The following is a 21,990-nucleotide window of genomic DNA, read 5'->3' on the forward strand; positions in this document are numbered from 1 at the left end:
AATCTGGAGAATCTACGTTTATGCGCGTAGATATTTTTGTAATCTTGACTCTACGGAGAATAATATTAAAAAAACATTGAAGAAATTATTAGAAGTATTAAAAAAAGCAGGTTTCGACGGTTTCCTGTTAATGATAGCCGCTATGATTCTGATGGCTTATTTTTTGCCAAAGCCAGGCATGGTTAAAGAACCTATTTCGCTGGAGGAAATTGCCAATGCTGGCGTTTCCTTAATTTTCTTGTTTTATGGCATGCGACTGAGTGTTGAGAAACTAAAAGCTGGACTTTCCAACTGGAAAATGCACATTGTGGTCCAGTTGACAACCTTTTTATTTTTTCCGCTCCTAGTTTTACCATTTCGCCCGTTGTTTGTTAATAACGGCTACGAGCTGCTTTGGCTGGGTGTATTTTTTCTGGCAGCTTTACCGTCTACAGTATCCTCTTCCGTGGTAATGGTTTCCATCGCCAAGGGAAACATTCCCGCAGCCATTTTTAATGCGAGTATTTCCAGTTTGATCGGAGTAGTGGTTACGCCGCTCTGGGTTGGACTGTTTATAGCTTCTGCAACAGGCGATTTTGATGTCACTCAAATCGTCATAAAGTTGATTCTGCAAGTCTTGCTGCCTGTGATCATCGGCATAAGCCTCAATTCCCGTTTCGGCAGCATTGCCGAAAAATACAAGAAACAGCTCAAATATTTCGATCAGGCAGTTATTCTAACCATTATTTACACGTCGTTTTGCAAATCATTTTCCGAACATCTTTTTGAAGGTTTTACCGCCCTTGAACTTGCTGGACTCGCTACAGGGATGATGGCGTTGTTTTTCGCCGTATTTTTTTGTGTCGGACTATTCAGCCGTCTACTTGGTTTTTCAGATGAAGACCGTATTACTGTCTTATTCTGTGGGTCTAAAAAGTCATTGGTACACGGCACTGTTATGTCAAAAGTACTTTTTCAGCACAATACGATCACAGGCATCGTATTGCTGCCGCTCATGCTTTACCATGCCTTGCAATTGATTTCCGCTAGTATCATCGCTCAGGGTATGGCTCGACGAAAAGAAGTATAATTTTATTGATGACATAGCTCTTTATCTTTTTTATATAAAGGGTACTAAGGATAACGCTCCCTACTATAAAATAATGCCTTTTAGATTTTTATACTGTGAAGGCAAATGTTGCAGTATAGTATGTTTTTATCTAGTATAAAATAAGATTTTTATATTGTTTTTGGTTATATTTGAAGAATTTTATTCTGATATAAAAATAAATTAAACTTGTTTAAATTAATATTCTATGGAGCAAATAGACGATATTGATCTTCAGTTATTAAATATACTTCACGATAATTCTAAATACACTGTAAAAGAACTTGCTAAAATGGTAAATCTTTCTGCATCGCCTGTTTTTGAGCGGATTAAAAGATTGGAAAACAACGGATATATCAAGAAGTATATAGCACTCCTTGATGCAGAAAAATTAAATCGAGGTTTCATTGTTTTTTGTAATATCAAACTTAAACAGCACGATCGTAATATCGGGAATCAGTTTGTTAGCGATATTATGAAAATCGAAGAAGTTGTGGAATGTTATAATATTTCGGGTGATTACGATTTTTTAATGAAAGTTTCTGCTAAAGACATGAAACATTATCAGGATTTTGTGTTTAATAAATTGGGGTCAGTTGAAAGCATAGGGAGTACCCAAAGCACCTTTGTTATGTCGGAGATAAAAAATATGTATGGATAGTTACGTGATGGCTTAACGGGATTTCGAACCGTCGTCCAGCTTTGATTATATCTCTGACAACACCACTTTAAGACTGTTTGTTTCAAAGCAAGTCTAAGGATTTCTTATCAAAAAATCGAACCATGAAATGTTAGGTTGTAAGGCTTGAAAAATCTACATATTAGTGCATAAAAAAAGAGATAACTATTTCTAGTTGTCTCTTTTAGTAATGTTTACAGTTTAAAAAACATTTAATGAATGATTTAAAGAAATTGGTTTATTTTTCTATTGATTTGTAAGATAATTATTTTTATTTGTAAGTGGTTTGTATGTATCGTACGGGTTAAATGTTAAAATGCATTATTCACTAATATTTTTCGACTCTGAAGAGTATTGCTTGGTAAAGATCACCATTTTTTAATTCAAAATCCGATATTCATTAGGAGTGCTTCCAACATGCTGTTTGAAAAAACGCGTAAAATGCTGCGGATATTTAAAACCTAATTCATAGGCGACTTCATTAATAGTTTTTGTTGAATCGAATATCTTATTTTTAGCAGTATCTATTATTTTATTTTGAATGTATTCCTGAGCAGATTTTCCCGTTTCTTTCTTAATAAGATCACCAAAATAATTAGGAGACAAATTAAGTTCGCCGGCATAATACGCTACGGAAGGAAGTCCTAAGATATTTGGTTTATCCGATGAAAAATAACTGTTTAATAATTCTTCAAATTTTTCAACAATTCCTTTGTTGGTTGTATCCCTGGTAATGAACTGACGGTCATAGAACCTTTCGCAGTAATTCAAAAATAATTCAATATTTGAAGCAATAAGTTTTTTGCTGTGTTTGTCAATAGACTGCTTTAATTCAGTTTCTATTTTAGAAAAACAATCAAAGACAAGCTGTTTTTCTTTCTCTGATAAGTGTAAAGCTTCACTTGTATTGTAGCTGAAAAAGTTATAGTCACTAATAGTTTTAGCAAGTGAGGTGCCTCGAATTAAATCCGGATGAAAAACCAACCCATGTCCTGCGGGCTGATAGTAATCTACTTTGTTTTCTACATCAATGGTCTGGCCTGGAGATACGAAAACTAAGGTTCCTTCCTGATAATCGTAATAATTACGGCCGTATTTCAAATCCCCGCATTTTACATCTTTAAGAAATATGCAGTACAATTCAAAATTCATCCTTGAACCTGTTCTTGGTTTAGCTTTATTAAAATCAATTATACTTACTAAAGGATGCAATGTTTCATGATTATTAAAATCATTATACTCCTGAATAGTCTCGAAGTTAAATACCTGTCCCATGTCTTCATCGTTGTTTGTTACACAAATTTAACTATTTAAGTACAGTTTTAACAGCAGTCTACTCTGAATCAGTAATCTTGGTAGGAGATTCCGTAATCCGTATACCAAAAACCATACTTTTAGTTCGGAGATTTGTAATAATAGAATTATAAAATCGTGTTACAATGCAAACTATAAAATTAAACAACGGAGTTGAAATGCCCATTTTAGGGTTTGGTGTTTTTCAAATGCAGGATCAGGCAGAATGTGAACAGGCTGTGGTTGATGCTATCGAAACAGGTTACAGACTAATTGATACAGCAGCGTCGTATATGAATGAACAGGCTGTTGGAAACGGAATTAAACGAAGTGGCATTGCAAGGGAAGAACTTTTTATTACAACAAAACTTTGGGTAAGCGATGCAGGTTATGAAAATACCTTAAAAGCTTTTCAGAAATCTTTGGATCTGCTGCAATTGGATTATCTGGATCTATATCTTATCCATCAGCCTTATGGAGATATCTACGGATCGTGGCGCGCCATGCAGGAATTATACCATGCAGGAAAGGTAAAAGCGATTGGTGTTTCTAATTTCCATCCGGACAGAGTTATGGACTTAGTATCGAATACCGGCTTTACGCCGGCCGTAAACCAGATTGAAACGCACCCTTTTCATCAGCAGAATGAATCGCAGCAATTTCTTCAGGAAAACAATATTCAAATTGAATCCTGGGGGCCGTTTGCAGAAGGGAAAAATGATATTTTTCAAAATGAAATTCTAACAGCAATTGCATCGAAATATAATAAATCTACGGCGCAGGTTATCCTGAAATGGCTCATTCAAAGAGGAGTAGTGGCGATTCCAAAATCAGTCCGTAAAGAAAGAATGGCAGAAAACTTCAACATTTTTGATTTTGAATTAACAGATGAAGACATGGCTTCTATCAAAACTTTAGATACCAACGCAAGCCTGTTTTTTGATCACAGAGATCCCAACATGGTAAAATGGCTGAGTGAGCGAACATTAAACAGATAACTAACTAGAGATAAAATTTAAAATGGATAGAAGATCAATATTAAAAACGGCGGGTTTGGCATTGGCAGGAAGTGCACTGCTTCCTTTTGCTTCTTTTGCGAATTCTGGAAGAGAGGATATCATTTTAGAAGAATATAATCAGATTCCACTAACGGCTCCCGGAAAGCGAAAACTGGGAAAACTGGAAGTTTCCAGCATTGGTATCGGTGTACAGAATATGAGCCGTAATTACCAGACCACAATTCCTTCAAGACCTGAAATGCACCGAATTATCCGATCAGCTTATGATAACGGCGTCACTTTTTTTGACGCTGCTGAAGCTTACGGACCTTTGGAGGTAGAGAAAATTTTAGGAGAAGGGGTTCAGTCTTTTCGTGATAAGATTACAATTGCTACAAAATTCGGCTGGAACATTGATCAGGAGACAGGAAAACGCTTGCCGGGTTTAAACAGCCAGCCTGAACATATTAAAATGGTGGTGGAAGGAATGCTGAAACGCCTGCGAACAGACAGAATTGATTTATTGTATCAGCACCGTGTTGACCCTCAGGTTCCAATTGAGGATGTTGTCGGCGTAATACAAGATCTGATCAAGGAAGGTAAAGTACTGCATTATGGACTTTGCGAGCCGGGTCATCAAACCGTAAGACGTGCACACGCAATTCATCCAGTTACAGCTATTCAAAATGAATATTCATTATTATGGCGGGGTCCTGAAAAAGTGATTCTTCCCTTATGCGAAGAACTGGGAATCGGATTTGTGCCTTGGAGTCCTCTTGGTGTTGGTTTTCTCACAGGAGCCATTGACAGTAACACACGATTCGCACCTGGTGATATCCGCGGTATTGAATCCAGATTTTCGCCTGAAAACCTACCTGCAAATATGGCTTTGGTTGAATTAATTCAAAAATGGAGCATAGCGAAAAAAGCCGCACCGGCTCAAATTTCACTGGCATGGCTGCTGGCACAAAAGCCTTGGATAGTACCAATTCCGGGAACAACCCAAATGGCTCATATGCTGGAGAACACAGGAGCATCTCAAATAAAATTTACTGCAAACGAATGGCAGGAATTTAATAAGGATTTAAATGCCATTAAAATTGCAGGTGAAAGATTGCCTGCCGGGGTATTGGCTTTCTCGGATGTAGAAGCTCCCGAAAAAAAGAAATAATCTAATTTAAAGATAAAGATAATGGAAAAGAGAATATTAGGAAATAACGGACTTGAAGTATCTGCTCTTGGACTCGGCTGTATGGGACTGAGTTTTGGTTACGGAAAAGCAACAGAAAAAAATGAAGCCATAGCTTTAATCAGGGCTGCTTTTGAAAAAGGTGTTACTTTTTTTGATACAGCAGAATGTTATGGTCCTTTTATAAATGAAGAAATTGTTGGTGAAGCTTTAGAACCATTTCGTAAAGAAGTGGTTATTGCAACCAAATTTGGATTTCAGGGAGGTGATTCGACAAAAGGTCTGGACAGCAGTCCTGCAAGAATTAGAGGAGTGGTCGAAGCTTCACTTAAAAGATTAAGAACTGACTCGATTGATTTGCTTTACCAGCACAGAGTTGATCCCAACGTGCCTATCGAAGAAGTTGCGGGAACGGTAAAAGAGTTAATTCAGCAAGGAAAGGTAAAACATTTTGGACTTTCAGAAGCGGGTGCAGAGACCATTCGAAGAGCGCATATTATACAGCCGGTTGCAGCGCTGCAGAGCGAATATTCCTTATTTTATCGGGAACCTGAAAAAGAAATTATTCCGGTTCTAGAAGAACTAGGAATTGGTTTTGTGCCTTTCAGTCCGCTTGGAAAAGGCTTTTTGACTGGAGCAATAAATGAAGATACAAAATTTGAATCATCAGATTTTAGAAACATTGTTCCCAGATTTTCAGAAGAAAACAGAAAAGCCAATCAAACTTTAGTAGAGTTAGTAAAAACAATTGCTTCACAAAAAAATGCCGCACCATCACAGATTGCTCTAGCTTGGTTATTATCTCAAAAACCTTGGATTGTGCCAATTCCGGGAACTACAAAACTGCATCGATTGGAAGAAAATATTGGAGGAGCAGCAATTCATTTAAGCAAAGAAGAATTAAACAATATAAATCTTGCTCTTAAAAACATAGAAATTGTTGGTGCACGTTACCCACAGCAGTTGCAGGATAGAGTTGGTAAGTAAAAAATAATTATAAACTAAAAATAGTATGAAAAAATCATTTTTTAAACTACTGATATTCATTCTAACGATGAACAGTTCTTTTGCTCAAAATAATACTGCGGAAGAGGAAATAATACAGCTTTCAAAGCAAAAATGGCAATGGATGGCTGATAAGAATGTAGATAAACTTACACCATTGTTTGATGATAAATCTGTCTTTGTTCATATGGGAGGGAGTTGGGGAAAGACGCAGGAAATCAATGTAATTAAAAGCGGAGGAATTCATTATAAGAAAGCTGATGTTCATGAAGTTTCAGTAAACATTATCGATAATACAGCCATACTTTTAAACAAAATTACACTATTGGCTGTAGTGGGAGGCAATGAAGTAACCAATCCTTTTATAGTAACCGAAGTATATGTAAAAGGCATTAATGGCTGGAAGCTGGGTTCATTGTCGTTTACTAAAGTCATGACGCCTGAAAAATAAAAGAACTAAAATATGATGAATAACAAAATCATTTACAATTGGATCATTTTATGTCTGTTATTGATAACGGCAGGCTCCTCCATTACAGCGCAGAAAAAAGTAAAACAAAAGCCAATACTTATAGAAGAGCAGGGAAGCTTTGCTGTTGGCGGAACCATAATTGAAAACCCGGGAACTTTTGATCCTTATAATATTACGCCGGCAGGACAGACCTTTCACGGAGATCATGCTTATGTTTTTTATCAGATTCCAGCCAATGCGCACAAATATCCATTGGTCATGTGGCACGGCATAGGCCAGTTTTCCAAGACTTGGGAAACCACACCAGACGGGCGTGAAGGGTTTCAGAATATTTTTCTGCGCAGAAATTATCCTGTTTATCTGATCGATCAGCCCAGAAGAGGAAATGCAGGAAGAAGTACTTCGGAGGCTTCTATAAAACCAGTTCCGGATGAGCAGCAATGGTTTGGCGTATTCCGCGTGGGAATCTGGCCCGATTATTTTGAGGGAGTGCAGTTTGCCAGAGATAAAGAAACGCTTAATCAGTACTTCCGATCGATGACTCCAAATTTAGGTACAATTGATTTGAATGTTACTACAGATGCGGCTGCTGAGCTGTTTACAAAAACAGGTCCTGCAATTCTTGTCACGCATTCCTATTCAGGCGGAATGGGCTGGATGACAGCAATTAAAAATCAGAATGTAAAAGCCATTGTATCTTATGAACCGGGAAGCGGATTTTTATTTCCTGAAGGAGAGGTTCCATCGCCCATAGCGAGTTCTGCGGGAGCACTTGAAGCCACCGGCATTCCCCTTAACGATTTTATGAAGCTGACGAAAATTCCTATTATAATTTATTACGGAGATAATATTCCCGATAAACCATCAAAGAATTCCGGAGCGGACGGATGGCGTTCACGTTTGGAAATGGCAAGACTATGGCGAGATGCCGTAAACAAAAGAGGCGGCGATGTAACAGTGGTGCATCTTCCTGAAATTGGAATTAAAGGCAATACGCACTTTCCATTTTCAGATTTAAATAATATCCAGATTGCAGATCTTATGTCTGACTGGTTAAAAGAAAAAGGATTGGATAAGTAACTGGAAAGAAACAAGAAAATGAAGAAACTAACAGCAATCTGCTTTATGCTTACAACAGCTGCCTGCCTGTTTTCAGGCTGCAGTAAAGCGCAGGAAGCATCTCAGGATAAGACAGCGGTACAAACCGATAAAAATATACTGATCATGTATCTGTCACGAACAAAAAATACCAAAGCAGTTGCAGAGATGATTCATAAGAATGTGGGAGGCACATTGACAGCATTGGAATTGCAAAATCCTTATCCGGAGGATTATAAAACAATAGTCAGCCAGGTTGCCAAAGAAAACGAAACAGGTTTTCTCCCTCCGCTTAAAACCAAGATAGACAATATTGAAAAATTTGATGTTGTATTTGTAGGCTTTCCAACATGGGGAATGCAACTGCCACCGCCTATGAAAAGTTTTTTGAAGCAGTACAATCTGGAAGGGAAAACAGTTATCCCATTCAATACCAATGCCGGTTATGGGATAGGGAGCACTTTTCAAACTGTAAAAGAGTTATGCCCTAAAAGTACCGTTTTAGAAGGTTTTTCTACAAAAGGCGGAATAGAAAGAGACGGGGTTTTATTTGTGATGGAAGGCGGCAAGGAGAAAGAGGTTCAGACTGAAGTTCAAAACTGGCTTAAGAAAATTGGTTTTAATTAAATAAAAAAAAATGAAAACACTCTCGATACTTATAATGATTGTATTTGCTTGTGCAGAAGGAAATTCGCAGACTGATCAAAATCAGAGTTTAAGCAGGCAGCAGCAGGCAATTGTAAAAATTGGAGCACTTACAGCCAAAGGTGATTTAGTAAAATTGAAAACGGAATTAAATAAAGGACTTGACGCAGGTTTGACCGTTAATCAGATTAAGGAAACACTGGTGCATTTATACGCCTACTGCGGATTTCCAAGAAGCATTCGCGGACTGCAGACTTTTATGGCTGTACTGGAAGAACGTAAAGCAAAAGGAATAACCGATACAATTGGAGTAGAGGCATCACCTATAAAGGACGAGCGTTCGAAATATGAGCGTGGTAAAGCAGTATTGGCAGAGCTTACCAAGGCATCGCAGGACGGACCAAAAACAGGCTATTCTGCCTTTGCACCGGAAATTGACGTTTTTTTGAAAGAACATCTTTTTGCAGATATTTTTGAACGTGATGTTTTAACTTATTCTGAAAGAGAATTGGTAACGGTTTCTGTAATAGCCACTATAGGAGATGCAGAACCTATGCTGCAATCACATTTGAATATCTGCCTGAATTTGGGTTTAACGCCAAAACAGCTCCAGGAATTTGTTGAAATTATCAAAACAACGATTGGCGGAAAGGAAGCTTCGGCTGCACAAAAAGTGTTAAGCGAGGTATTAAAAGCCAAAAAATAAAAAATTAAAGCATGAAAAATGTATCGATTATAAAAGCACTAATACTAACCGTAATTACTATAAATATGGCACATGCACAAACTATTCAAAAAAGGTATGAGCACAATCCATTTACCTTAGTGTATGATGGCGCGATAACTAAAAATGAAAAAGGTAAAGTAAATATTCATCCCGTAAAATATAAACTTAACGGAATTGATATCGCTGCCAATGTTTACACACCTGCAAATTATGATGCTTCAAAGAAATATCCTGCAGTTGTAATAGCACATCCTAATGGCGGTATCAAAGAGCAGACAGCAGGACTTTATGCGCAGCGTCTGGCTGAGAATGGGTATATAACCATTAGCGCTGATGCAGCATACCAAGGAGCAAGCGGAGGAGAGCCACGTCATACTGATAAACCGGCAAGCCGTGTTGAAGATATTCACGGTATGGCTGATTTTATCACTCAATATGCGGGAGTAGATGCCAATCGTCTGGGGATTCTTGGAATTTGCGGCGGCGGCGGTTATACATTGAAAGCAGCACAATCAGACAAACGTTTTAAGGCAGTAGCAACATTGAGTATGTTCAATTCTGGTGAGGTAAGGCGTAATGGTTTTCAAAATTCCCAATTGGCTACAATTCAGGAAAGATTACAAAAAGCAACAGAAGCCCGCGCCCAGGAAGCTGCAGGCGGTAAAATGATTTACGCTGGTGTAGCGAGTATCACCGACGAAGAAATTGCAAAAACATCAACTGATTTATATCGTGAAGGATATGAGTACTACTATAGAACTTATGCGCATCCAAATTCAACTTTCCTTTATACTATGAGCAGTCTGCTGGACTTAATGACCTGGGATGCTGCAACGAATATGGATCTAATCAACCAGCCATTGCTGATGATTGCGGGAAGCAAAGCCGATACCAAGTATATGACCGATGAAGCTTTTCCAAAAGCAGTTAATGCAAAAACCAAGGAACTTTTTGTTATTGAGGGCGCTACTCACATACAAACCTATTATAAACAAGAATATGTTTCTCAGGCTGTCACTAAATTACTGAGTTTTTATCAGGCCAATATTTGATATTTTAAATTAAAATAAAACATTATGAAGCTAATAAATTTATCAAAAAGCACAGCGATAGCTTTTCTATTCTGTATTGTAATGGCTGTAGTTTCTTGTAAAGATGGTAAAGAACAGAAGGCAGATTTGGATTTAATTTTTCCGAAGGGCGATAAAATCACAAATAAGAATTTTACAGGAGAAGTATGGTTGAATAATCTGGCGCAGGCAGACAGCACTAATCAGAATGCTGTTGGAAGTGTAACTTTTGAGCCTGGAGCAAGAACCAAATGGCACAGTCATCCCGCAGGGCAGATTATACTCGCTCTTGACGGAGTTGGATATTACCAGGAAAAAGGAAAACCAAAAATTATTGTCAATAAGGGAGATGTGATTAAATGCCCTGCAGACGTTCCGCATTGGCATGGTGCGAGCACAGATAAGAAGTTTATTCAGGTTGCAATTACAGGACGAGAAAAAGGAGAAACGATTTGGCTGGAAACGGTTAGTGATATTGAGTACAATAAAACACAGAAACAATTATAAAAGAGTACATAAAGTTACCTAAATGGAAAACACATTAAGTAATACATACGCTGCGAAAAGATATGAGCACATAACCTTCGAACCTAAATTCTTGAGCACTTGATTTTGCTGAGTTTTTATTTTATCAAAAAATAGTGTGCCACGATTCAGCCACAAAAATTTGCTGGTTTAAATTCTTTAAAAACTGCATTAACTTTTGTGTAAGAAAAAGGATGAAGTCGAATTGATAAGTAATCAATCTTGTAAACAGTTCTTTCCAATAAAGATTATTTCTCCATCAATCATTTTATCAATTCGTACTGAAAATAAATAAAAAAAGAGGCTTAAAAGCCTCTTTTGGATTAATGTTTCCCGTTTCCTTTCCCATTTCCATTATGGTTCCCATTATCGTGGTGTCCATTGTCTTTTCCTTTATTATTTCCTTTACCGGGCTTTTGACCAATTGTTTTTTGAGGCTGTCCTTTATAGCCTTTTCCATATTTTACTTTATGGTTTTTAAAATTATCATAAGGTCTGTCACCTCTATAATCAGTCAAAACTACTTTGTATTCAGTATAAAGGTCATAATTTCTATAAGCATATGGTAGAGATCTGGTTCTAACCCATTTTCCATTATTCAGATAAACATAATTTGATGTGCTTACATCATAGTAGGTTTCAAGATCCGGCAGGTAATAATAACGAACATCTGTATAACCGGCAGGTCCCCATGCAGGAGGAGTTCCAATATTAACGTTTACTGATATCTGAGCCTGTGTATAGCTAAAAGAAAGGAACAGTATTCCAATCAAAAAATATTTAATAGTTTTCATAATGTTACTTTTTATTCATTAACATATTTGATAGAACAAGAAATGTGCCTAAAATTTATTTTTACTGTTTAAGTATCTGAATATATTTTATTTGTATTTGATGTTAATGCTTATAATATCCGAAGTCATATTAGTAGTTCTGGTATAATGCCCGTAACGTATTTCTAATGTATTCCAGTGTTTAAGTCCAAAGATTCCGTTTATAGGTGTAAATTTCATTCCCATTCCAAAGAAACTGCTGTCAAACTTAGATAAATCATAATTGCTGGTATAGTATTCATCAGCTGCAGTATGTTCTCCGTATGGTTTAAAATACTTTGTTCCTGTCTGGGTATAATATCTGTAAAACGGACTCACTGAAAATGCCTGGGTTAATTTCACAGGAATTTCAAGATCGGCAGTATGTGCTTTTAAGCTCCAGTCATCAGTGTAATATCTATAATAAGCACGAATAATTAGATTATCTCCCAGGAAATAACTGGTCCTGATTCCCAGTGGAATTTTAAGTCGGGTATCCGGCATTTTTTCCTGATGCACTGATCCGTCTGCAAAATATACTCTATGAAAAGGAAGGCTTAAATATCCATTTTGGCTGATTATATCGCCTACAAGCATTACCTGAAGGTTTTTGTTTACCACCTGCGAGTAGCTTAAAGTTCCTGCAAAAGTATTACGGTTCGCGCTGTCGTAGCCTTCCTGGCCTGGAGGACGGAGTTCGACGGGTTCAATTAGTTTTAACTGATCTATAAAGGTTTGAAATTTAGCCGTAAATTCTCCGTTTCTGTCTTTTGTTTTTTGTGAGAAGCTGATATTTCCTCCGAAAGACTGATAATCAAACTCGGTTGATGATGAAACCCCAATTCCCAATGTTCTCCCTTTTTCTTCGTTCTCTCTCCAATAAGTCAACGAAGGATAGAAGCGGTTGTCTGAAGATGATGCAGATGAATTGGCGCTCAAATCAATCATATCTGATGATGCTGAGGTATAATGGTCAATACCGGCTTCGATATCAAAAGTATGTTTGATTCCGGTTTCTCCGTATTTTACTAATTTTACATCGATAGTATTTGCAATATCTGTAAGGTGTTCAGAACCAATACCTCCAGTAACGGCAGAATTGTTTCCGTCCTGTTTATAATAGCTGGAAACCAGATTTACTTCTTCCAGTTTTAATTTTTTGCTTTTATAACTGGTAGAATCCGCAGGAACGTTTTGTGCTCTTGCCTGAAATAGTGCCAATAAAGCAAATCCTGTTATGAATATTCTTTTCATTTTTTGATCTTATGAAAGTTAGTTGCACCCGCAGCCCCCGCCGCTTTTTCCTGAATTGGCTCCGGAAGCTCCCTCGCGGTAGGATTGGAAACTGAGTTCTGTTTTTTCGATTTTCCTGTTCGAAAGCACCATTTCAGAATCGTTGATTTTTCCTTTCTGGTATTCTTTTACCGATGTGCAGGAGGTGAGCAGAATGCCGGTAAAAGCAATGCTGCAGCATAGTGCGAGCGCTTTTTGTTTTGGCTTTTTCATTTCAGGTTGATGTTTTTTGAAGTGTAAATTTTGTTGTTATCGTCTATTATTATGCAATATAGATCCGGTATCTGATCTATTAAAAACAAGCCTGCCTTAATTCCCATAACCGCTATTGGGGTTGCCATTGCATCTGCAAATTCTGCATTTGAGGCAATAATGGTCACGCTTTTTATTCCGGTTATTGGCAGTCCTGTTTTTGGATCAATGGTATGCGAATATTTTTTGCCGTTAATGGTTACGAATTTTTCATAGTTGCCAGAGGTTGCTACCGCTTTATTGGATATTTCCATATACGAAAAAGCACCATTTGGAGCATCAGGATTTGCCACGCCAATGGTCCATTTTTTTCCATCAGGCTGCAGTCCCCATGCAGATAGATCTCCGCTGGCATTTATAATGCCGCTTTGAACATTGTTTCTGATTAGGATTTGTTTGGCCATTTCAGCCGCATAGCCTTTTCCGATTCCTCCAAAACCAATCCGCATTCCTTTTTCTTTTAGAAACACAGTTGTGTTTTCTCTGTCAAGGATTATGTTTCGGTAATCTATAAGGTGCACCATTTTTAAAGCCGTTTCGGCATCTGGCAGCTTGGTCATGGACTTGTCAAAATTCCAAAGGCTTTTGTCTATGCTTCCATAAGAAATATCAAAGGCTCCTTGTGTAATTCTCGAAATCCCGATAGACCTTTCGATAAGATTAAAAACTTCCAGATCTACTTTAACAGGCTTAATTCCTGCATTTTCATTAATGAGATTCGTTTGACTGTCATTTTTATAAGTAGTCAAAAGTTTTTCGATTCGCTTGATTTCTTCAATGGCGAGGTTGATATTCTCATTTCCTGTTTTCTCATTTTGGGACACAACTGTAATGGTAAAGTTGTTTCCCATGAGCTTTAGGGATTGTGAATATTTTTGATTTTTCGTTATGTTATTTTCGGCTGTCACAGATCGCTTTTATTTCGGCAGTCCACTCATCAGGTGTAGTTTCTGGTTTTCCGTGCCAGGTTTTGATTACTTTACCATCTGCATCCAGAAGAAGTGTTAAAGGAAAACTTCCTTCTTTATTATAAATTTCGGCTAAATCCTCGTTGCGCTTCACTTGCTCCGGAGTTCCAAGGTTTTTCTTTTTTCTTGGAAAATCAGCATTAACCAACACTAAATTTTCATTTGCCATAGCTGTGAATGTTTGACTTTCGAGATAGTCTCTGCGCGTTACGATGCAGGGTCCACACCAGTCTGAACCAGAGAAGTTCAATAGAATTAATTCGTGCTTTTCCTTTGCAATTTTTTTTGCATTATTAAAGTCGGGTTCCCAATTTATAGGAAGCACTGTTAACATCAGGAATAATGTAATTAGCTTCATTTTGGCGTTTGTTTTTAGATATATACGAAATAACGAATTCGAAGGGGTCTTATTTTTTTTTATCGCTTAAGATTTGATTAATTTTTTCAAGTTTTATACTTCTGTTTTTCTAGAATAAATTGCTTGAAATTCAGAACGATATTTTTGTTTTTCTTGTGTTGGCAATAGTCAAATTGATTCTTCAAGTTCATTTTAAAAGTACGTTCTGGCATTTAATTTCAAAATGTTTTTAATCACTTTTTAAATTGATTGGGATCATTTTTAATTCTGCTTTATTACTTCAAATTTGCTTAATGATCCAGGTCTTAGAATGGCGTGGAATTTAGTTTCTGTAAAATTTAAAGTTTTTGCCATGAAAAAAGATAACGATGTTTTACGCAAAGAAGCAGTAGAGGCTATCAAATGGGAGCCGCTATTACGCTCAAATGAAATTGATGTTACTGTTCAAGACGGGATTGTTACCCTTGGCGGAACAGTGGATAACTACACACAAAAAAAAGAGGCGGAGCAGGCAGTTAAAAATATTGCAGGTGTAACAGGAGTAGTAGACGATATTAAAGTTGATTTATTCTTTTCTGCTATTAGAAGCGATACCGAAATTAAAGCTGCTGTTAGCAAAGCGCTGCATGAAAATTGGGCTGTGCCTGATCATAAGATAAAAGTTAGTGTAGAGAATGGATGGGTAACACTAGATGGGATTCTACATTGGAATTTTCAAAGAAAAGCAGCTGATAACGCTATTCGATATCTGGCAGGAGTAAGAGGGGTGATTGACAATATGAAAATAGAAGCTGAAATAAAAGACGAAATGACAAAAGAAATAGTAGAGAAAGCCCTTCGCCTGAGCTGGATTCTTGATTTTGATAATATTAAAGTTAGGGTCGAAGGCAAAACAATATACCTCAGCGGTATTGTTGATTCTCTTTTTCAGAAAGATGAAGCAGAAAGAATTGCCTGGAATACGCCTGGTGTATGCTATGTTGACAATGAGATTGTTGTAGAATTTAATTAATGTGCAAAAGACTAATACATTAGATATGAAAAGTAATGAAGTTTTACAAAGAGAGGTGCAGCAGGCAATTAAATTAGAACCCCTACTGCATCCAGCAGAAATTGGTGTAATAGTAAAAGAAGCAATAGTGACCCTTACAGGAAATGTGGATTCACTTGTGAAGAAAAAAGAGGCGCTGCATGCTGCCAAGAAAATAAAAGGTGTTGCTGCAATTGTAGATGAAATAAAGGTTTTTATTGAAAAATCAGCTGTAATTTCAGATCAAAAGATTGCCGAGCAGGTTGTTAATGCTTTTAATGAAAATCATATTATACCTAAAAAAGCAGTCTGCATTACAGTAGAAGACGGCTGGGTTATTCTTGAGGGAATTTTACCTTGGAGTTTTCAAAGAGATATTGCTGCGGAAATTGTTGAAAATCAAAAAGGAATAGTAGGATTAACAAATAATATTAAACTTAAGAGAGAGACATTTCATCCTGTAGAAAAAGAGCTGCTTGAGAAAGCGCTTCAAAGACATTGGGCTCTTGATCTTGATGAAATAAATATTGAGGTTGCAGGAGCGACCGTGCAGCTATCTGGAACAGTAGGCTCTATTTTACAAAAAGAGGAGGCAGAAAAAATTGCATACAAAACTCCGGGAGTAATCAAAGTGATAAACCATTTGAAAGTGAATCTGGAACAGCCTTATCTCTGTTAGGAGATTTAAAAAATGTAAACCATGAAAAATGCAAAACCTCGTAACGATTCGTCAGAAATTCAGTTTTTAGAAGGGCCGCAATCGAGGTTAAGCGAGCTGAAGTTTATATTAGGTATTTTGTGGGAACTGATAAGATGCTTCAGAAAACTGTACACTATTGGTCCTTGTATTACTTTTTTTGGATCTGCACGTTTTAAAGAAGATCACCCTTATTATGAATTTACAAAAAAAGCCTCCGGCGAGTTTGCTAAACTTGGTTTTACCATAATGACTGGAGGTGGGCCAGGCCTTATGGAAGCTGCAAACTTGGGAGCAAAACAGGTTGGAGGAAAATCAGTAGGATGCAATATAAAACTTCCTATTGATCAGGTGCCAAATTCGTACCTTGACAAGTGGGTTGTGGCAAAACATTTTTTTATCCGAAAGATTCTTTTAGTGAAATATTCTTTTGCCTTTGTAGTTATGCCTGGCGGTTTTGGAACGCTGGACGAATATTTTGAAGCGCTTACGCTGATACAGACCGGAAAGATTAAAAACTTCCCTATTATTATATTCAATGCAGCATATCATAAAAACCTAATTGATCATATTAAGCATATGAAACAGCAGGGAACTATAAACGAGCTAGATTCAAAATTATTCTTGATAACAGACGATATTGAAGAAGCAAGACTTTTTATCATGGAGCATAGCATTAAACATTACGGCCTAAAACCAAAATTCAAAATTTAAATTTTTTGTATGTTTTAAAATGGTTTAAGTAAAATTCTATACTGTTGGTAAACATTTGTAACTGCTAAAGTTTTTTGTCCTTTTGTTTATGAAGATTCGTGATTACATTATGTTTCAGCATATCACTTATAATTAATCTGCCATATTCGTGTGCAAGAGCAGGAGCACTAGAAGGATTAAAAGACTGGGTTTTGGCTGAATAGACTAATTCTTGATTTGGCATTAGAAACAAGCTACTTTCCCAAAAGTAATAAGTGTTATTTACATAATATCCGTGTTCATTTATTTTACTATATACGGCATTATAATAAACATCAAAATTATTAGTATCGGTTTCTGCAGCGTCAAACATGCTTTTGGGCGCATGATAGGTTTCTTTTTGTTTATCAAGCAATACAATTGTTAAAACAGCAATAATCCCATTTTGCTTTAACTCTTTTATTATCTGTTTTTGATCCTGGCCCTTATATGTTTCAAAATCATAAATATCGGATGAGGCGGCAGCATCGTAGCCAAGATTACACAAGTCGTCAGCCAGATGATTTTCCATTTTCTGCAGCAGTCTTTTATCAGATTCTGGCATTAAGCCAACTACTATAATGCGACCATGTTGCAGACTAGATGCTTCTGTCGAGTGCCAACTGCTGGTAATATTTGAACTGGAACATTGAACAAAAAAGACCGAGAATATTAAAAGACTGCTTACAAGTGGTTTCATATCGTTTTAGAATTAGAATTAGTTTTCAATAAATAAAATTATGATTTCCAGCTCGATCAAAATATGACCATAATCACCATTTGTGAATATATTTTTTAAATATGAAAAATTGCTGATTCAATGAGTATTATATGAATATTAAACATCAAAAAGTATGAATGCAAAATTCAACATAATGGCTGCTATAACTTTACTGATATATTCCTGCCAGAATAAAAATTCGTCAAATGAGGAAGGCCTTAATGCAGATTCAATAATGAAAAGAGAAAATATTGAGCAGCAGACCCTTCGAAAATGGTTTTCATTTAATAGGGAATCAGATAGTATAATTGCATCTGTGGAGTTAACTATTAAGAATCAAGAGAAAAGTATGAGTGTGGATGGTGAAAATAAGACTGAAGAAAAGAGGCTGGAAGAGGCGAAATATCACCTTGAAGAATTGAAAAGAAGAGTCAGTTATATTAAAGAATATGAAACTAGCACTGAAAGTTTTAATTCCTCAGTTGTACATCAGCTTGATTCACTGAAGCTAGATTATCTTCAGGAAAAACTTAAACTTGAAGCGGCTTTATGTAGATTGCAGGAATTTAAATCGCCTTAATCGGGTTTGCCTGCTGAAATAAATTTAAAAAACAGCTTATTGGACTTTTAATAATAACAATGAAAAAAATTGGCTGGCAAATGTAATCTATTTGCCAGCCAATTTTCATTTTCTAAAAACAAGCATAGGTGTTCTTGTATCAAAACCCTTTTCGGATGTTTTGATAGGCTGAAAAAGCTGTCCAAACCAGCTTCGATCCTCTTTGGCAAACATGGTTATGATGGAGGGTTTGGCTCTCATAATATCAATTTGCAGGTGGCGAAGTAATGATACTTCGGGATTTAGCTTTTTAAAATGAAAATGCACAATATTGGATTTATATTGATGTTCTATTTCATGTAGTTTTTTATTGATTTCTTCCTCTTCGGTAAAGTAATCATAATGATATATGGAAATCGGAGCATTAAATTCTGCAGCAAACTTTTTAATTAAGGGCAATTCAATTTTTATGTCTTCAATGTCAGATGGATATAAGACAGAATTTAATTGCTTCATTCTGTAATGTCTTGGTACAACAAGAACAGGAATAGGAGAATCGTGTAAAATTTTGCTGGTATGGCTGCCTAATAGCTTATTGGCCAGACCACCGCCTCTGGTGCTCATGCAAATATAATCGGCTTTGATTCTTTTTGCACAGTCCAGAATAGCTTCATTTACACCCAGCTTATTTTCGACTATATAATTAATCTTTTCTGGTTGTTTATGGGTTTGCCTGTACAGAGTATGTATAAATCTTTTTAAGCTTTGTTCTTGCATTTTAGTGTCAGGTTCCGGAAGGCCAACAAAAGTAACAGATGAAAAAGGATCAATGATAAATGAACTGTTTACATAAAGAAATGTAAGTTCGTAACCTGCTTGTGCAGCAAGCTGTATGGCAAATCGTACTGCCGGTTTGGAATTATAGGATAAGTCTGTTGTGACAAGTAATTTTTTCATGTTTTCTAATTATTAATGCTGTTAATTGGAATCAAATTTCATTTCATTTACATATAAGTTTACTTTTTTCCATTGTCTGCTGCTAATTTTAGTTGTATCAACGTCCGTAGTCCAGTCTAATCCGGGAAATAATTTTAATCTGTTAATTACGCGTTTTTTGTATCCAAACGCAAAACGATCCCCCCGCATCTGGAAATCTATAGTTTTGTTGCGGTTGCCTAGGTTTTGGTAAAGAATGGTCTGCGTTTTCCAGTCGCCGCCCCAAGTCAGAAAAGATTGGATAAAGCACAGGCAACCAACAATCAAAATTGTCAGCAATCTTGATTTCGTTGTTTGCAATTTTCCAAAAAGCTGTCCTGCAATAAAAATAAATGAAATTGCAGCTGCCAGCAATATTACAAAATGTACAATCGAATTATTAATGTATAAAGCTGTATACCGATTTAAAAAAAGCAATAGAAATGTAATTGCGAATACGATATTAATCATCAAAGTTTTCATTGTATCTCGTCTTAAATGAACAATGCCATTAAATTAATGGATATCATTTGATTCAGATTCCTCTTCAAAAATATTGGAGAAGCTATTTAAATCTTTCTCATATGTTTTTTTATCTTTTCTATTTAGTCTGAAAATGTAAATTATCATAATGAGTACGAAAGCACCAGTAACAGACAGTATAATCCAGCTTGGTTCCATGATATTTGATTTTTAAATTAATTTTTCCTTTTAGTCAGATTCTAAAAATTATGCAGTTATGTAATTTTTTTTCAAGTTTTAAAAAAGAGAGTAATCTCTCTCTTTATTACAATACTGGAGTGTATTTATGTTCTACAGCCAGCTGATTGTCAACAGCCCAGATGCCAGGAGTTTTCCAGACTATTTTTTCTGCCAGATCTTTTTGGTAAATGGAAGAGACACTACCAGTCAAAGTAACTTTTGTGCCATCTACCTTAATTAGAATATTTTCAGAATGTAAGGTCCAGTTGCTGGACAGGGCTTTTTTTATGCTGTGTTTCTCAATCTCGTTTTGTATTTCCGCTTTAATTTTGATGTGATTTGTCACACCTCTCACACCTGAAAGATGCCCAATAGATTTTTCAGCTGCTTCTTTTTGATAGTTCCAAGTCACATGTCCTTCAAGTGTGACCCATCCTTTTTCCACCTTAACCTGAATGTTTTCCTGAGGAACATTCCAGCTGTCAGTTAAAGCTTTTAAGGCATCGCTGGCAATATCCTCATCTGTTCTTTGGTTGCTGGAATACTTTATTTCAATTTCCTCGACAACAGCTTTTACTCCATCAACATTTTTGGTGGCATTTTCAGCTTCGATTTTTTTATAGTAAGCATCGACTGTTCCCATCAGCGTCACAATTCCATCTTTAGCGGTTACGCCAATTTCTGCCGCATGCAGCTGTGGCTCCCATTTTATGGCATTTTGAACGTCTCTTTGTAATTCTTCATTTGTTTTCATTATAATGTTATTTAGAGAGTTAGATAATTTAATTTTTCCGCTAATAAAACTCCAGTGTTTCATTATTTAAAAGAATTTGATTTTCTTTTTCAGCTGGAGAATTCTCTTTCGGAATATGTATTTGTAGCAATACACGCATTTTGTCTATTTCTGCTGCAGTTTCATTTGCACAGAGTATAAATTTTCTGGCTTTTATCTGAGTATGATATTTTATGGTTGTGTTTTTTGAAAACGCTGCAATTACTAGTGGTATTATTGAGAGTATAAGTATAATTAAGCAGGCAGCTATAATTGGAACTCTGAGATAAGGCAGTCTAACAATCAGGTTAAAAAACAACAGAGTACCAAATATGAGCCCTGACAGACCAATGGCAAATAATCCGGTAATACTCCATTTTTCCATTTTGTCATAAATATTTTGATAGCCTAAAACATTTTGTTCTGTGTAACATTCCATCCCTATAATAGAGAGCTTTGTAATATCATAACCATTTTTTTTGAGTGTTTTTATGGCCTCCTCAGTATGTTGCTGTGTTTGAAATTGAGCAATAAAAAGTTTTTGATTTTTCATGGTTTTTTGTTTTTTAGTAAGTAATGCGAACTAGTATTCTAAGAACTGTTTTATAATTTTTAAACTGTTAAAAATGCTCTTTGAGTAGTTTATTTTGTTTAGTAAAAGTGCATAAAAACATTAAAAAGTAAAATGATCTTAGTCATTCACGAAACTATTTGCTGTTTAAATTATTTAATGTCTGGTACTGGAAAATGTGACTAGAATCATTTTTTATAGTATGCTAATAGTTTAATTTAGTAGAACACATGCCTCTAAAGAGCTATATAACAGGAAAAAAAGTAAAATGGAAGCTTCACAGGAATTTCAGGTAGATTTGCATTGGCAGGAAAGTCAAAAGGCAATCTTAAGTGCTGTTATATTTAATGATGTTATAGAAGTGGCTTCGTATTCTTGTTTAAAAAAATCAGATGAAGCTGCTTGGTCTGCAGAACATTTATTTATTGCTTCTGTAGAAAGTTCTTATATGACAGGATTTTTTAGGGCTGCAAAACATGAAGGCCTTACATTTAAAAGTTATAAAAGTACAGCCCGAGCATCTATACTCATCTCTGATGAATTTTCAGAGATAACAGATATTGTAATTAGACCAGTAGTTGTGATCACGGAAAGGGATAAGATTAATAGAGCTTTGAAAATATTGTCAATCTGTAGGGATCACAGTGTAGTTTTAAAGGCTTTAAAAGTGAGACTGCATATATTTCCTTCAGTTATAATATCTTAATGCATTTTAATCATAATTTTTCGCATCTTTATATATAATACTGCATTCCAGCCT

The 21,990-nt window shown here is 36.1% G+C and carries 28 protein-coding genes; 16 read left to right on the top strand and 12 right to left on the bottom strand.

Going from position 1 to position 21,990, the window contains the following annotated elements:
• The first annotated feature begins 76 nt into the window (after positions 1-76).
• Both M0M44_RS16650 and M0M44_RS16655 read left to right on the top strand, forming a co-directional pair.
• Positions 77-1,069 carry a bile acid:sodium symporter family protein gene (locus tag M0M44_RS16650; protein ID WP_248726685.1) on the top strand — a complete coding sequence of 331 codons (993 nt, stop codon included), beginning with the start codon at positions 77-79 and terminating at the stop codon, positions 1,067-1,069.
• Positions 1,070-1,295: 226 nt separating this feature from the next.
• Positions 1,296-1,748: an Lrp/AsnC family transcriptional regulator gene (locus M0M44_RS16655; protein WP_047775354.1), complete on the top strand. Its 453-nt coding sequence runs from the start codon at positions 1,296-1,298 to the stop codon at positions 1,746-1,748.
• 396 nt (positions 1,749-2,144) lie between these two features.
• On the opposite strand, the gene M0M44_RS16660 is transcribed toward M0M44_RS16655, so the two are convergent.
• Positions 2,145-3,041, bottom strand: a complete 897-nt coding sequence (locus M0M44_RS16660) for a helix-turn-helix domain-containing protein (RefSeq protein ID WP_248726686.1) — start codon at positions 3,039-3,041, stop codon at positions 2,145-2,147.
• 164 nt (positions 3,042-3,205) lie between these two features.
• Here M0M44_RS16660 and M0M44_RS16665 point away from each other — a divergent pair, with 164 nt between their 5' ends.
• The 9 genes from M0M44_RS16665 to M0M44_RS16705 are packed head-to-tail and all read left to right on the top strand — an operon-like array spanning position 3,206 to position 10,770.
• Positions 3,206-4,057 carry an aldo/keto reductase gene (locus M0M44_RS16665; RefSeq protein ID WP_248726687.1) on the top strand — a complete coding sequence of 284 codons (852 nt, stop codon included), beginning with the start codon at positions 3,206-3,208 and terminating at the stop codon, positions 4,055-4,057.
• Positions 4,058-4,079: 22 nt separating this feature from the next.
• Positions 4,080-5,228: an aldo/keto reductase gene (locus tag M0M44_RS16670; protein WP_248726688.1), complete on the top strand. Its 1,149-nt coding sequence runs from the start codon at positions 4,080-4,082 to the stop codon at positions 5,226-5,228.
• Between the two features lie 21 nt (positions 5,229-5,249).
• The gene (locus tag M0M44_RS16675) at positions 5,250-6,233 is read left to right on the top strand and encodes an aldo/keto reductase (protein ID WP_248726689.1); all 984 of its coding nucleotides are present in this window, start codon (positions 5,250-5,252) and stop codon (positions 6,231-6,233) included.
• A 25-nt stretch (positions 6,234-6,258) separates the two neighbouring features.
• Positions 6,259-6,702, top strand: a complete 444-nt coding sequence (locus M0M44_RS16680) for a nuclear transport factor 2 family protein (protein ID WP_248726690.1) — start codon at positions 6,259-6,261, stop codon at positions 6,700-6,702.
• Positions 6,703-6,714: 12 nt separating this feature from the next.
• A complete protein-coding gene (locus M0M44_RS16685) occupies positions 6,715-7,803 on the top strand; it encodes an alpha/beta hydrolase (RefSeq protein WP_248726691.1) in 1,089 nt (362 codons plus the stop codon).
• A gap of 18 nt (positions 7,804-7,821) precedes the next feature.
• Positions 7,822-8,448, top strand: a complete 627-nt coding sequence (locus tag M0M44_RS16690; RefSeq protein WP_248726692.1) for a flavodoxin family protein — start codon at positions 7,822-7,824, stop codon at positions 8,446-8,448.
• A 10-nt stretch (positions 8,449-8,458) separates the two neighbouring features.
• Complete coding sequence (locus M0M44_RS16695) at positions 8,459-9,172, top strand: carboxymuconolactone decarboxylase family protein (protein WP_248726693.1); 714 nt, start codon at positions 8,459-8,461, stop codon at positions 9,170-9,172.
• Between the two features lie 11 nt (positions 9,173-9,183).
• Positions 9,184-10,245, top strand: coding sequence for an alpha/beta hydrolase (locus M0M44_RS16700; RefSeq protein ID WP_248726694.1), 1,062 nt, complete (start codon positions 9,184-9,186; stop codon positions 10,243-10,245).
• 24 nt (positions 10,246-10,269) lie between these two features.
• Positions 10,270-10,770: a cupin domain-containing protein gene (locus tag M0M44_RS16705; RefSeq protein ID WP_248726695.1), complete on the top strand. Its 501-nt coding sequence runs from the start codon at positions 10,270-10,272 to the stop codon at positions 10,768-10,770.
• Between the two features lie 341 nt (positions 10,771-11,111).
• Here M0M44_RS16705 and M0M44_RS16710 read toward each other — a convergent pair whose 3' ends face one another.
• The 5 genes from M0M44_RS16710 to M0M44_RS16730 all read right to left on the bottom strand — a co-directional run bounded on the left by M0M44_RS16710 (position 11,112) and on the right by M0M44_RS16730 (position 14,471).
• A complete protein-coding gene (locus M0M44_RS16710) occupies positions 11,112-11,582 on the bottom strand; it encodes a hypothetical protein (protein WP_248726696.1) in 471 nt (156 codons plus the stop codon).
• A gap of 87 nt (positions 11,583-11,669) precedes the next feature.
• Entirely contained in the window at positions 11,670-12,854 is a 1,185-nt protein-coding gene (locus tag M0M44_RS16715; protein WP_248726697.1) for a DUF3570 domain-containing protein, read from the bottom strand.
• Between the two features lie 18 nt (positions 12,855-12,872).
• Positions 12,873-13,106, bottom strand: a complete 234-nt coding sequence (locus M0M44_RS16720) for a DUF4266 domain-containing protein (RefSeq protein WP_248726698.1) — start codon at positions 13,104-13,106, stop codon at positions 12,873-12,875.
• Positions 13,103-13,996 carry an FAD:protein FMN transferase gene (locus M0M44_RS16725; protein WP_248726699.1) on the bottom strand — a complete coding sequence of 298 codons (894 nt, stop codon included), beginning with the start codon at positions 13,994-13,996 and terminating at the stop codon, positions 13,103-13,105. The genes M0M44_RS16720 and M0M44_RS16725 overlap by 4 nt, the downstream gene beginning before the upstream one ends.
• Positions 13,997-14,036: 40 nt before the next feature.
• The gene (locus tag M0M44_RS16730) at positions 14,037-14,471 is read right to left on the bottom strand and encodes a thioredoxin family protein (protein WP_248726700.1); all 435 of its coding nucleotides are present in this window, start codon (positions 14,469-14,471) and stop codon (positions 14,037-14,039) included.
• A 352-nt stretch (positions 14,472-14,823) separates the two neighbouring features.
• Between M0M44_RS16730 and M0M44_RS16735 the strand changes: the two genes are divergently transcribed.
• The 3 genes from M0M44_RS16735 to M0M44_RS16745 are packed head-to-tail and all read left to right on the top strand — an operon-like array spanning position 14,824 to position 16,912.
• A complete protein-coding gene (locus tag M0M44_RS16735) occupies positions 14,824-15,483 on the top strand; it encodes a BON domain-containing protein (RefSeq protein WP_248726701.1) in 660 nt (219 codons plus the stop codon).
• Positions 15,484-15,508: 25 nt separating this feature from the next.
• The gene (locus M0M44_RS16740; protein WP_248726702.1) at positions 15,509-16,180 is read left to right on the top strand and encodes a BON domain-containing protein; all 672 of its coding nucleotides are present in this window, start codon (positions 15,509-15,511) and stop codon (positions 16,178-16,180) included.
• 21 nt (positions 16,181-16,201) lie between these two features.
• A complete protein-coding gene (locus M0M44_RS16745) occupies positions 16,202-16,912 on the top strand; it encodes an LOG family protein (RefSeq protein WP_248726703.1) in 711 nt (236 codons plus the stop codon).
• A gap of 64 nt (positions 16,913-16,976) precedes the next feature.
• Here M0M44_RS16745 and M0M44_RS16750 read toward each other — a convergent pair whose 3' ends face one another.
• Positions 16,977-17,630 carry a hypothetical protein gene (locus tag M0M44_RS16750; RefSeq protein WP_248726704.1) on the bottom strand — a complete coding sequence of 218 codons (654 nt, stop codon included), beginning with the start codon at positions 17,628-17,630 and terminating at the stop codon, positions 16,977-16,979.
• Between the two features lie 154 nt (positions 17,631-17,784).
• Between M0M44_RS16750 and M0M44_RS16755 the strand changes: the two genes are divergently transcribed.
• On the top strand, positions 17,785-18,231 hold the full coding sequence (locus M0M44_RS16755) for a hypothetical protein (protein ID WP_248726705.1): 447 nt from the start codon (positions 17,785-17,787) through the stop codon (positions 18,229-18,231).
• A 105-nt stretch (positions 18,232-18,336) separates the two neighbouring features.
• On the opposite strand, the gene M0M44_RS16760 is transcribed toward M0M44_RS16755, so the two are convergent.
• The 5 genes from M0M44_RS16760 to M0M44_RS16780 form a co-directional block, all read right to left on the bottom strand.
• Entirely contained in the window at positions 18,337-19,167 is an 831-nt protein-coding gene (locus M0M44_RS16760; RefSeq protein ID WP_248726706.1) for a universal stress protein, read from the bottom strand.
• Positions 19,168-19,188: 21 nt separating this feature from the next.
• The gene (locus M0M44_RS16765) at positions 19,189-19,668 is read right to left on the bottom strand and encodes a hypothetical protein (protein ID WP_248726707.1); all 480 of its coding nucleotides are present in this window, start codon (positions 19,666-19,668) and stop codon (positions 19,189-19,191) included.
• Between the two features lie 33 nt (positions 19,669-19,701).
• Positions 19,702-19,866 carry a hypothetical protein gene (locus tag M0M44_RS16770; RefSeq protein ID WP_248726708.1) on the bottom strand — a complete coding sequence of 55 codons (165 nt, stop codon included), beginning with the start codon at positions 19,864-19,866 and terminating at the stop codon, positions 19,702-19,704.
• 106 nt (positions 19,867-19,972) lie between these two features.
• The gene (locus M0M44_RS16775) at positions 19,973-20,641 is read right to left on the bottom strand and encodes a BON domain-containing protein (RefSeq protein ID WP_248726709.1); all 669 of its coding nucleotides are present in this window, start codon (positions 20,639-20,641) and stop codon (positions 19,973-19,975) included.
• A gap of 40 nt (positions 20,642-20,681) precedes the next feature.
• On the bottom strand, positions 20,682-21,212 hold the full coding sequence (locus M0M44_RS16780; protein ID WP_248726710.1) for a hypothetical protein: 531 nt from the start codon (positions 21,210-21,212) through the stop codon (positions 20,682-20,684).
• Positions 21,213-21,498: 286 nt separating this feature from the next.
• Between M0M44_RS16780 and M0M44_RS16785 the strand changes: the two genes are divergently transcribed.
• Positions 21,499-21,936, top strand: coding sequence for a hypothetical protein (locus M0M44_RS16785; protein ID WP_248726711.1), 438 nt, complete (start codon positions 21,499-21,501; stop codon positions 21,934-21,936).
• The last annotated feature ends 54 nt before the right edge of the window (positions 21,937-21,990 follow it).

The sequence above is a fragment of the Flavobacterium humidisoli genome (assembly GCF_023272795.1).
GTDB classification, from domain to species: Bacteria; Bacteroidota; Bacteroidia; order Flavobacteriales; family Flavobacteriaceae; genus Flavobacterium; species Flavobacterium humidisoli.

Excerpts from the sequence above, each read along its gene's own strand:
- M0M44_RS16655 (WP_047775354.1), top strand. The coding sequence starts at position 1,296 with ATGGAGCAAATAGACGATATTGATCTTCAGTTATTAAATATACTTCAC.
- M0M44_RS16660 (WP_248726686.1), bottom strand. The coding sequence starts at position 3,041 with ATGGGACAGGTATTTAACTTCGAGACTATTCAGGAGTATAATGATTTT.
- M0M44_RS16665 (WP_248726687.1), top strand. The coding sequence starts at position 3,206 with ATGCAAACTATAAAATTAAACAACGGAGTTGAAATGCCCATTTTAGGG.
- M0M44_RS16670 (WP_248726688.1), top strand. The coding sequence starts at position 4,080 with ATGGATAGAAGATCAATATTAAAAACGGCGGGTTTGGCATTGGCAGGA.
- M0M44_RS16675 (WP_248726689.1), top strand. The coding sequence starts at position 5,250 with ATGGAAAAGAGAATATTAGGAAATAACGGACTTGAAGTATCTGCTCTT.
- M0M44_RS16680 (WP_248726690.1), top strand. The coding sequence starts at position 6,259 with ATGAAAAAATCATTTTTTAAACTACTGATATTCATTCTAACGATGAAC.
- M0M44_RS16685 (WP_248726691.1), top strand. The coding sequence starts at position 6,715 with ATGATGAATAACAAAATCATTTACAATTGGATCATTTTATGTCTGTTA.
- M0M44_RS16690 (WP_248726692.1), top strand. The coding sequence starts at position 7,822 with ATGAAGAAACTAACAGCAATCTGCTTTATGCTTACAACAGCTGCCTGC.
- M0M44_RS16695 (WP_248726693.1), top strand. The coding sequence starts at position 8,459 with ATGAAAACACTCTCGATACTTATAATGATTGTATTTGCTTGTGCAGAA.
- M0M44_RS16700 (WP_248726694.1), top strand. The coding sequence starts at position 9,184 with ATGAAAAATGTATCGATTATAAAAGCACTAATACTAACCGTAATTACT.
- M0M44_RS16705 (WP_248726695.1), top strand. The coding sequence starts at position 10,270 with ATGAAGCTAATAAATTTATCAAAAAGCACAGCGATAGCTTTTCTATTC.
- M0M44_RS16710 (WP_248726696.1), bottom strand. The coding sequence starts at position 11,582 with ATGAAAACTATTAAATATTTTTTGATTGGAATACTGTTCCTTTCTTTT.
- M0M44_RS16715 (WP_248726697.1), bottom strand. The coding sequence starts at position 12,854 with ATGAAAAGAATATTCATAACAGGATTTGCTTTATTGGCACTATTTCAG.
- M0M44_RS16720 (WP_248726698.1), bottom strand. The coding sequence starts at position 13,106 with ATGAAAAAGCCAAAACAAAAAGCGCTCGCACTATGCTGCAGCATTGCT.
- M0M44_RS16725 (WP_248726699.1), bottom strand. The coding sequence starts at position 13,996 with ATGGGAAACAACTTTACCATTACAGTTGTGTCCCAAAATGAGAAAACA.
- M0M44_RS16730 (WP_248726700.1), bottom strand. The coding sequence starts at position 14,471 with ATGAAGCTAATTACATTATTCCTGATGTTAACAGTGCTTCCTATAAAT.
- M0M44_RS16735 (WP_248726701.1), top strand. The coding sequence starts at position 14,824 with ATGAAAAAAGATAACGATGTTTTACGCAAAGAAGCAGTAGAGGCTATC.
- M0M44_RS16740 (WP_248726702.1), top strand. The coding sequence starts at position 15,509 with ATGAAAAGTAATGAAGTTTTACAAAGAGAGGTGCAGCAGGCAATTAAA.
- M0M44_RS16745 (WP_248726703.1), top strand. The coding sequence starts at position 16,202 with ATGAAAAATGCAAAACCTCGTAACGATTCGTCAGAAATTCAGTTTTTA.
- M0M44_RS16750 (WP_248726704.1), bottom strand. The coding sequence starts at position 17,630 with ATGAAACCACTTGTAAGCAGTCTTTTAATATTCTCGGTCTTTTTTGTT.
- M0M44_RS16755 (WP_248726705.1), top strand. The coding sequence starts at position 17,785 with ATGAATGCAAAATTCAACATAATGGCTGCTATAACTTTACTGATATAT.
- M0M44_RS16760 (WP_248726706.1), bottom strand. The coding sequence starts at position 19,167 with ATGAAAAAATTACTTGTCACAACAGACTTATCCTATAATTCCAAACCG.
- M0M44_RS16765 (WP_248726707.1), bottom strand. The coding sequence starts at position 19,668 with ATGAAAACTTTGATGATTAATATCGTATTCGCAATTACATTTCTATTG.
- M0M44_RS16770 (WP_248726708.1), bottom strand. The coding sequence starts at position 19,866 with ATGGAACCAAGCTGGATTATACTGTCTGTTACTGGTGCTTTCGTACTC.
- M0M44_RS16775 (WP_248726709.1), bottom strand. The coding sequence starts at position 20,641 with ATGAAAACAAATGAAGAATTACAAAGAGACGTTCAAAATGCCATAAAA.
- M0M44_RS16780 (WP_248726710.1), bottom strand. The coding sequence starts at position 21,212 with ATGAAAAATCAAAAACTTTTTATTGCTCAATTTCAAACACAGCAACAT.
- M0M44_RS16785 (WP_248726711.1), top strand. The coding sequence starts at position 21,499 with ATGGAAGCTTCACAGGAATTTCAGGTAGATTTGCATTGGCAGGAAAGT.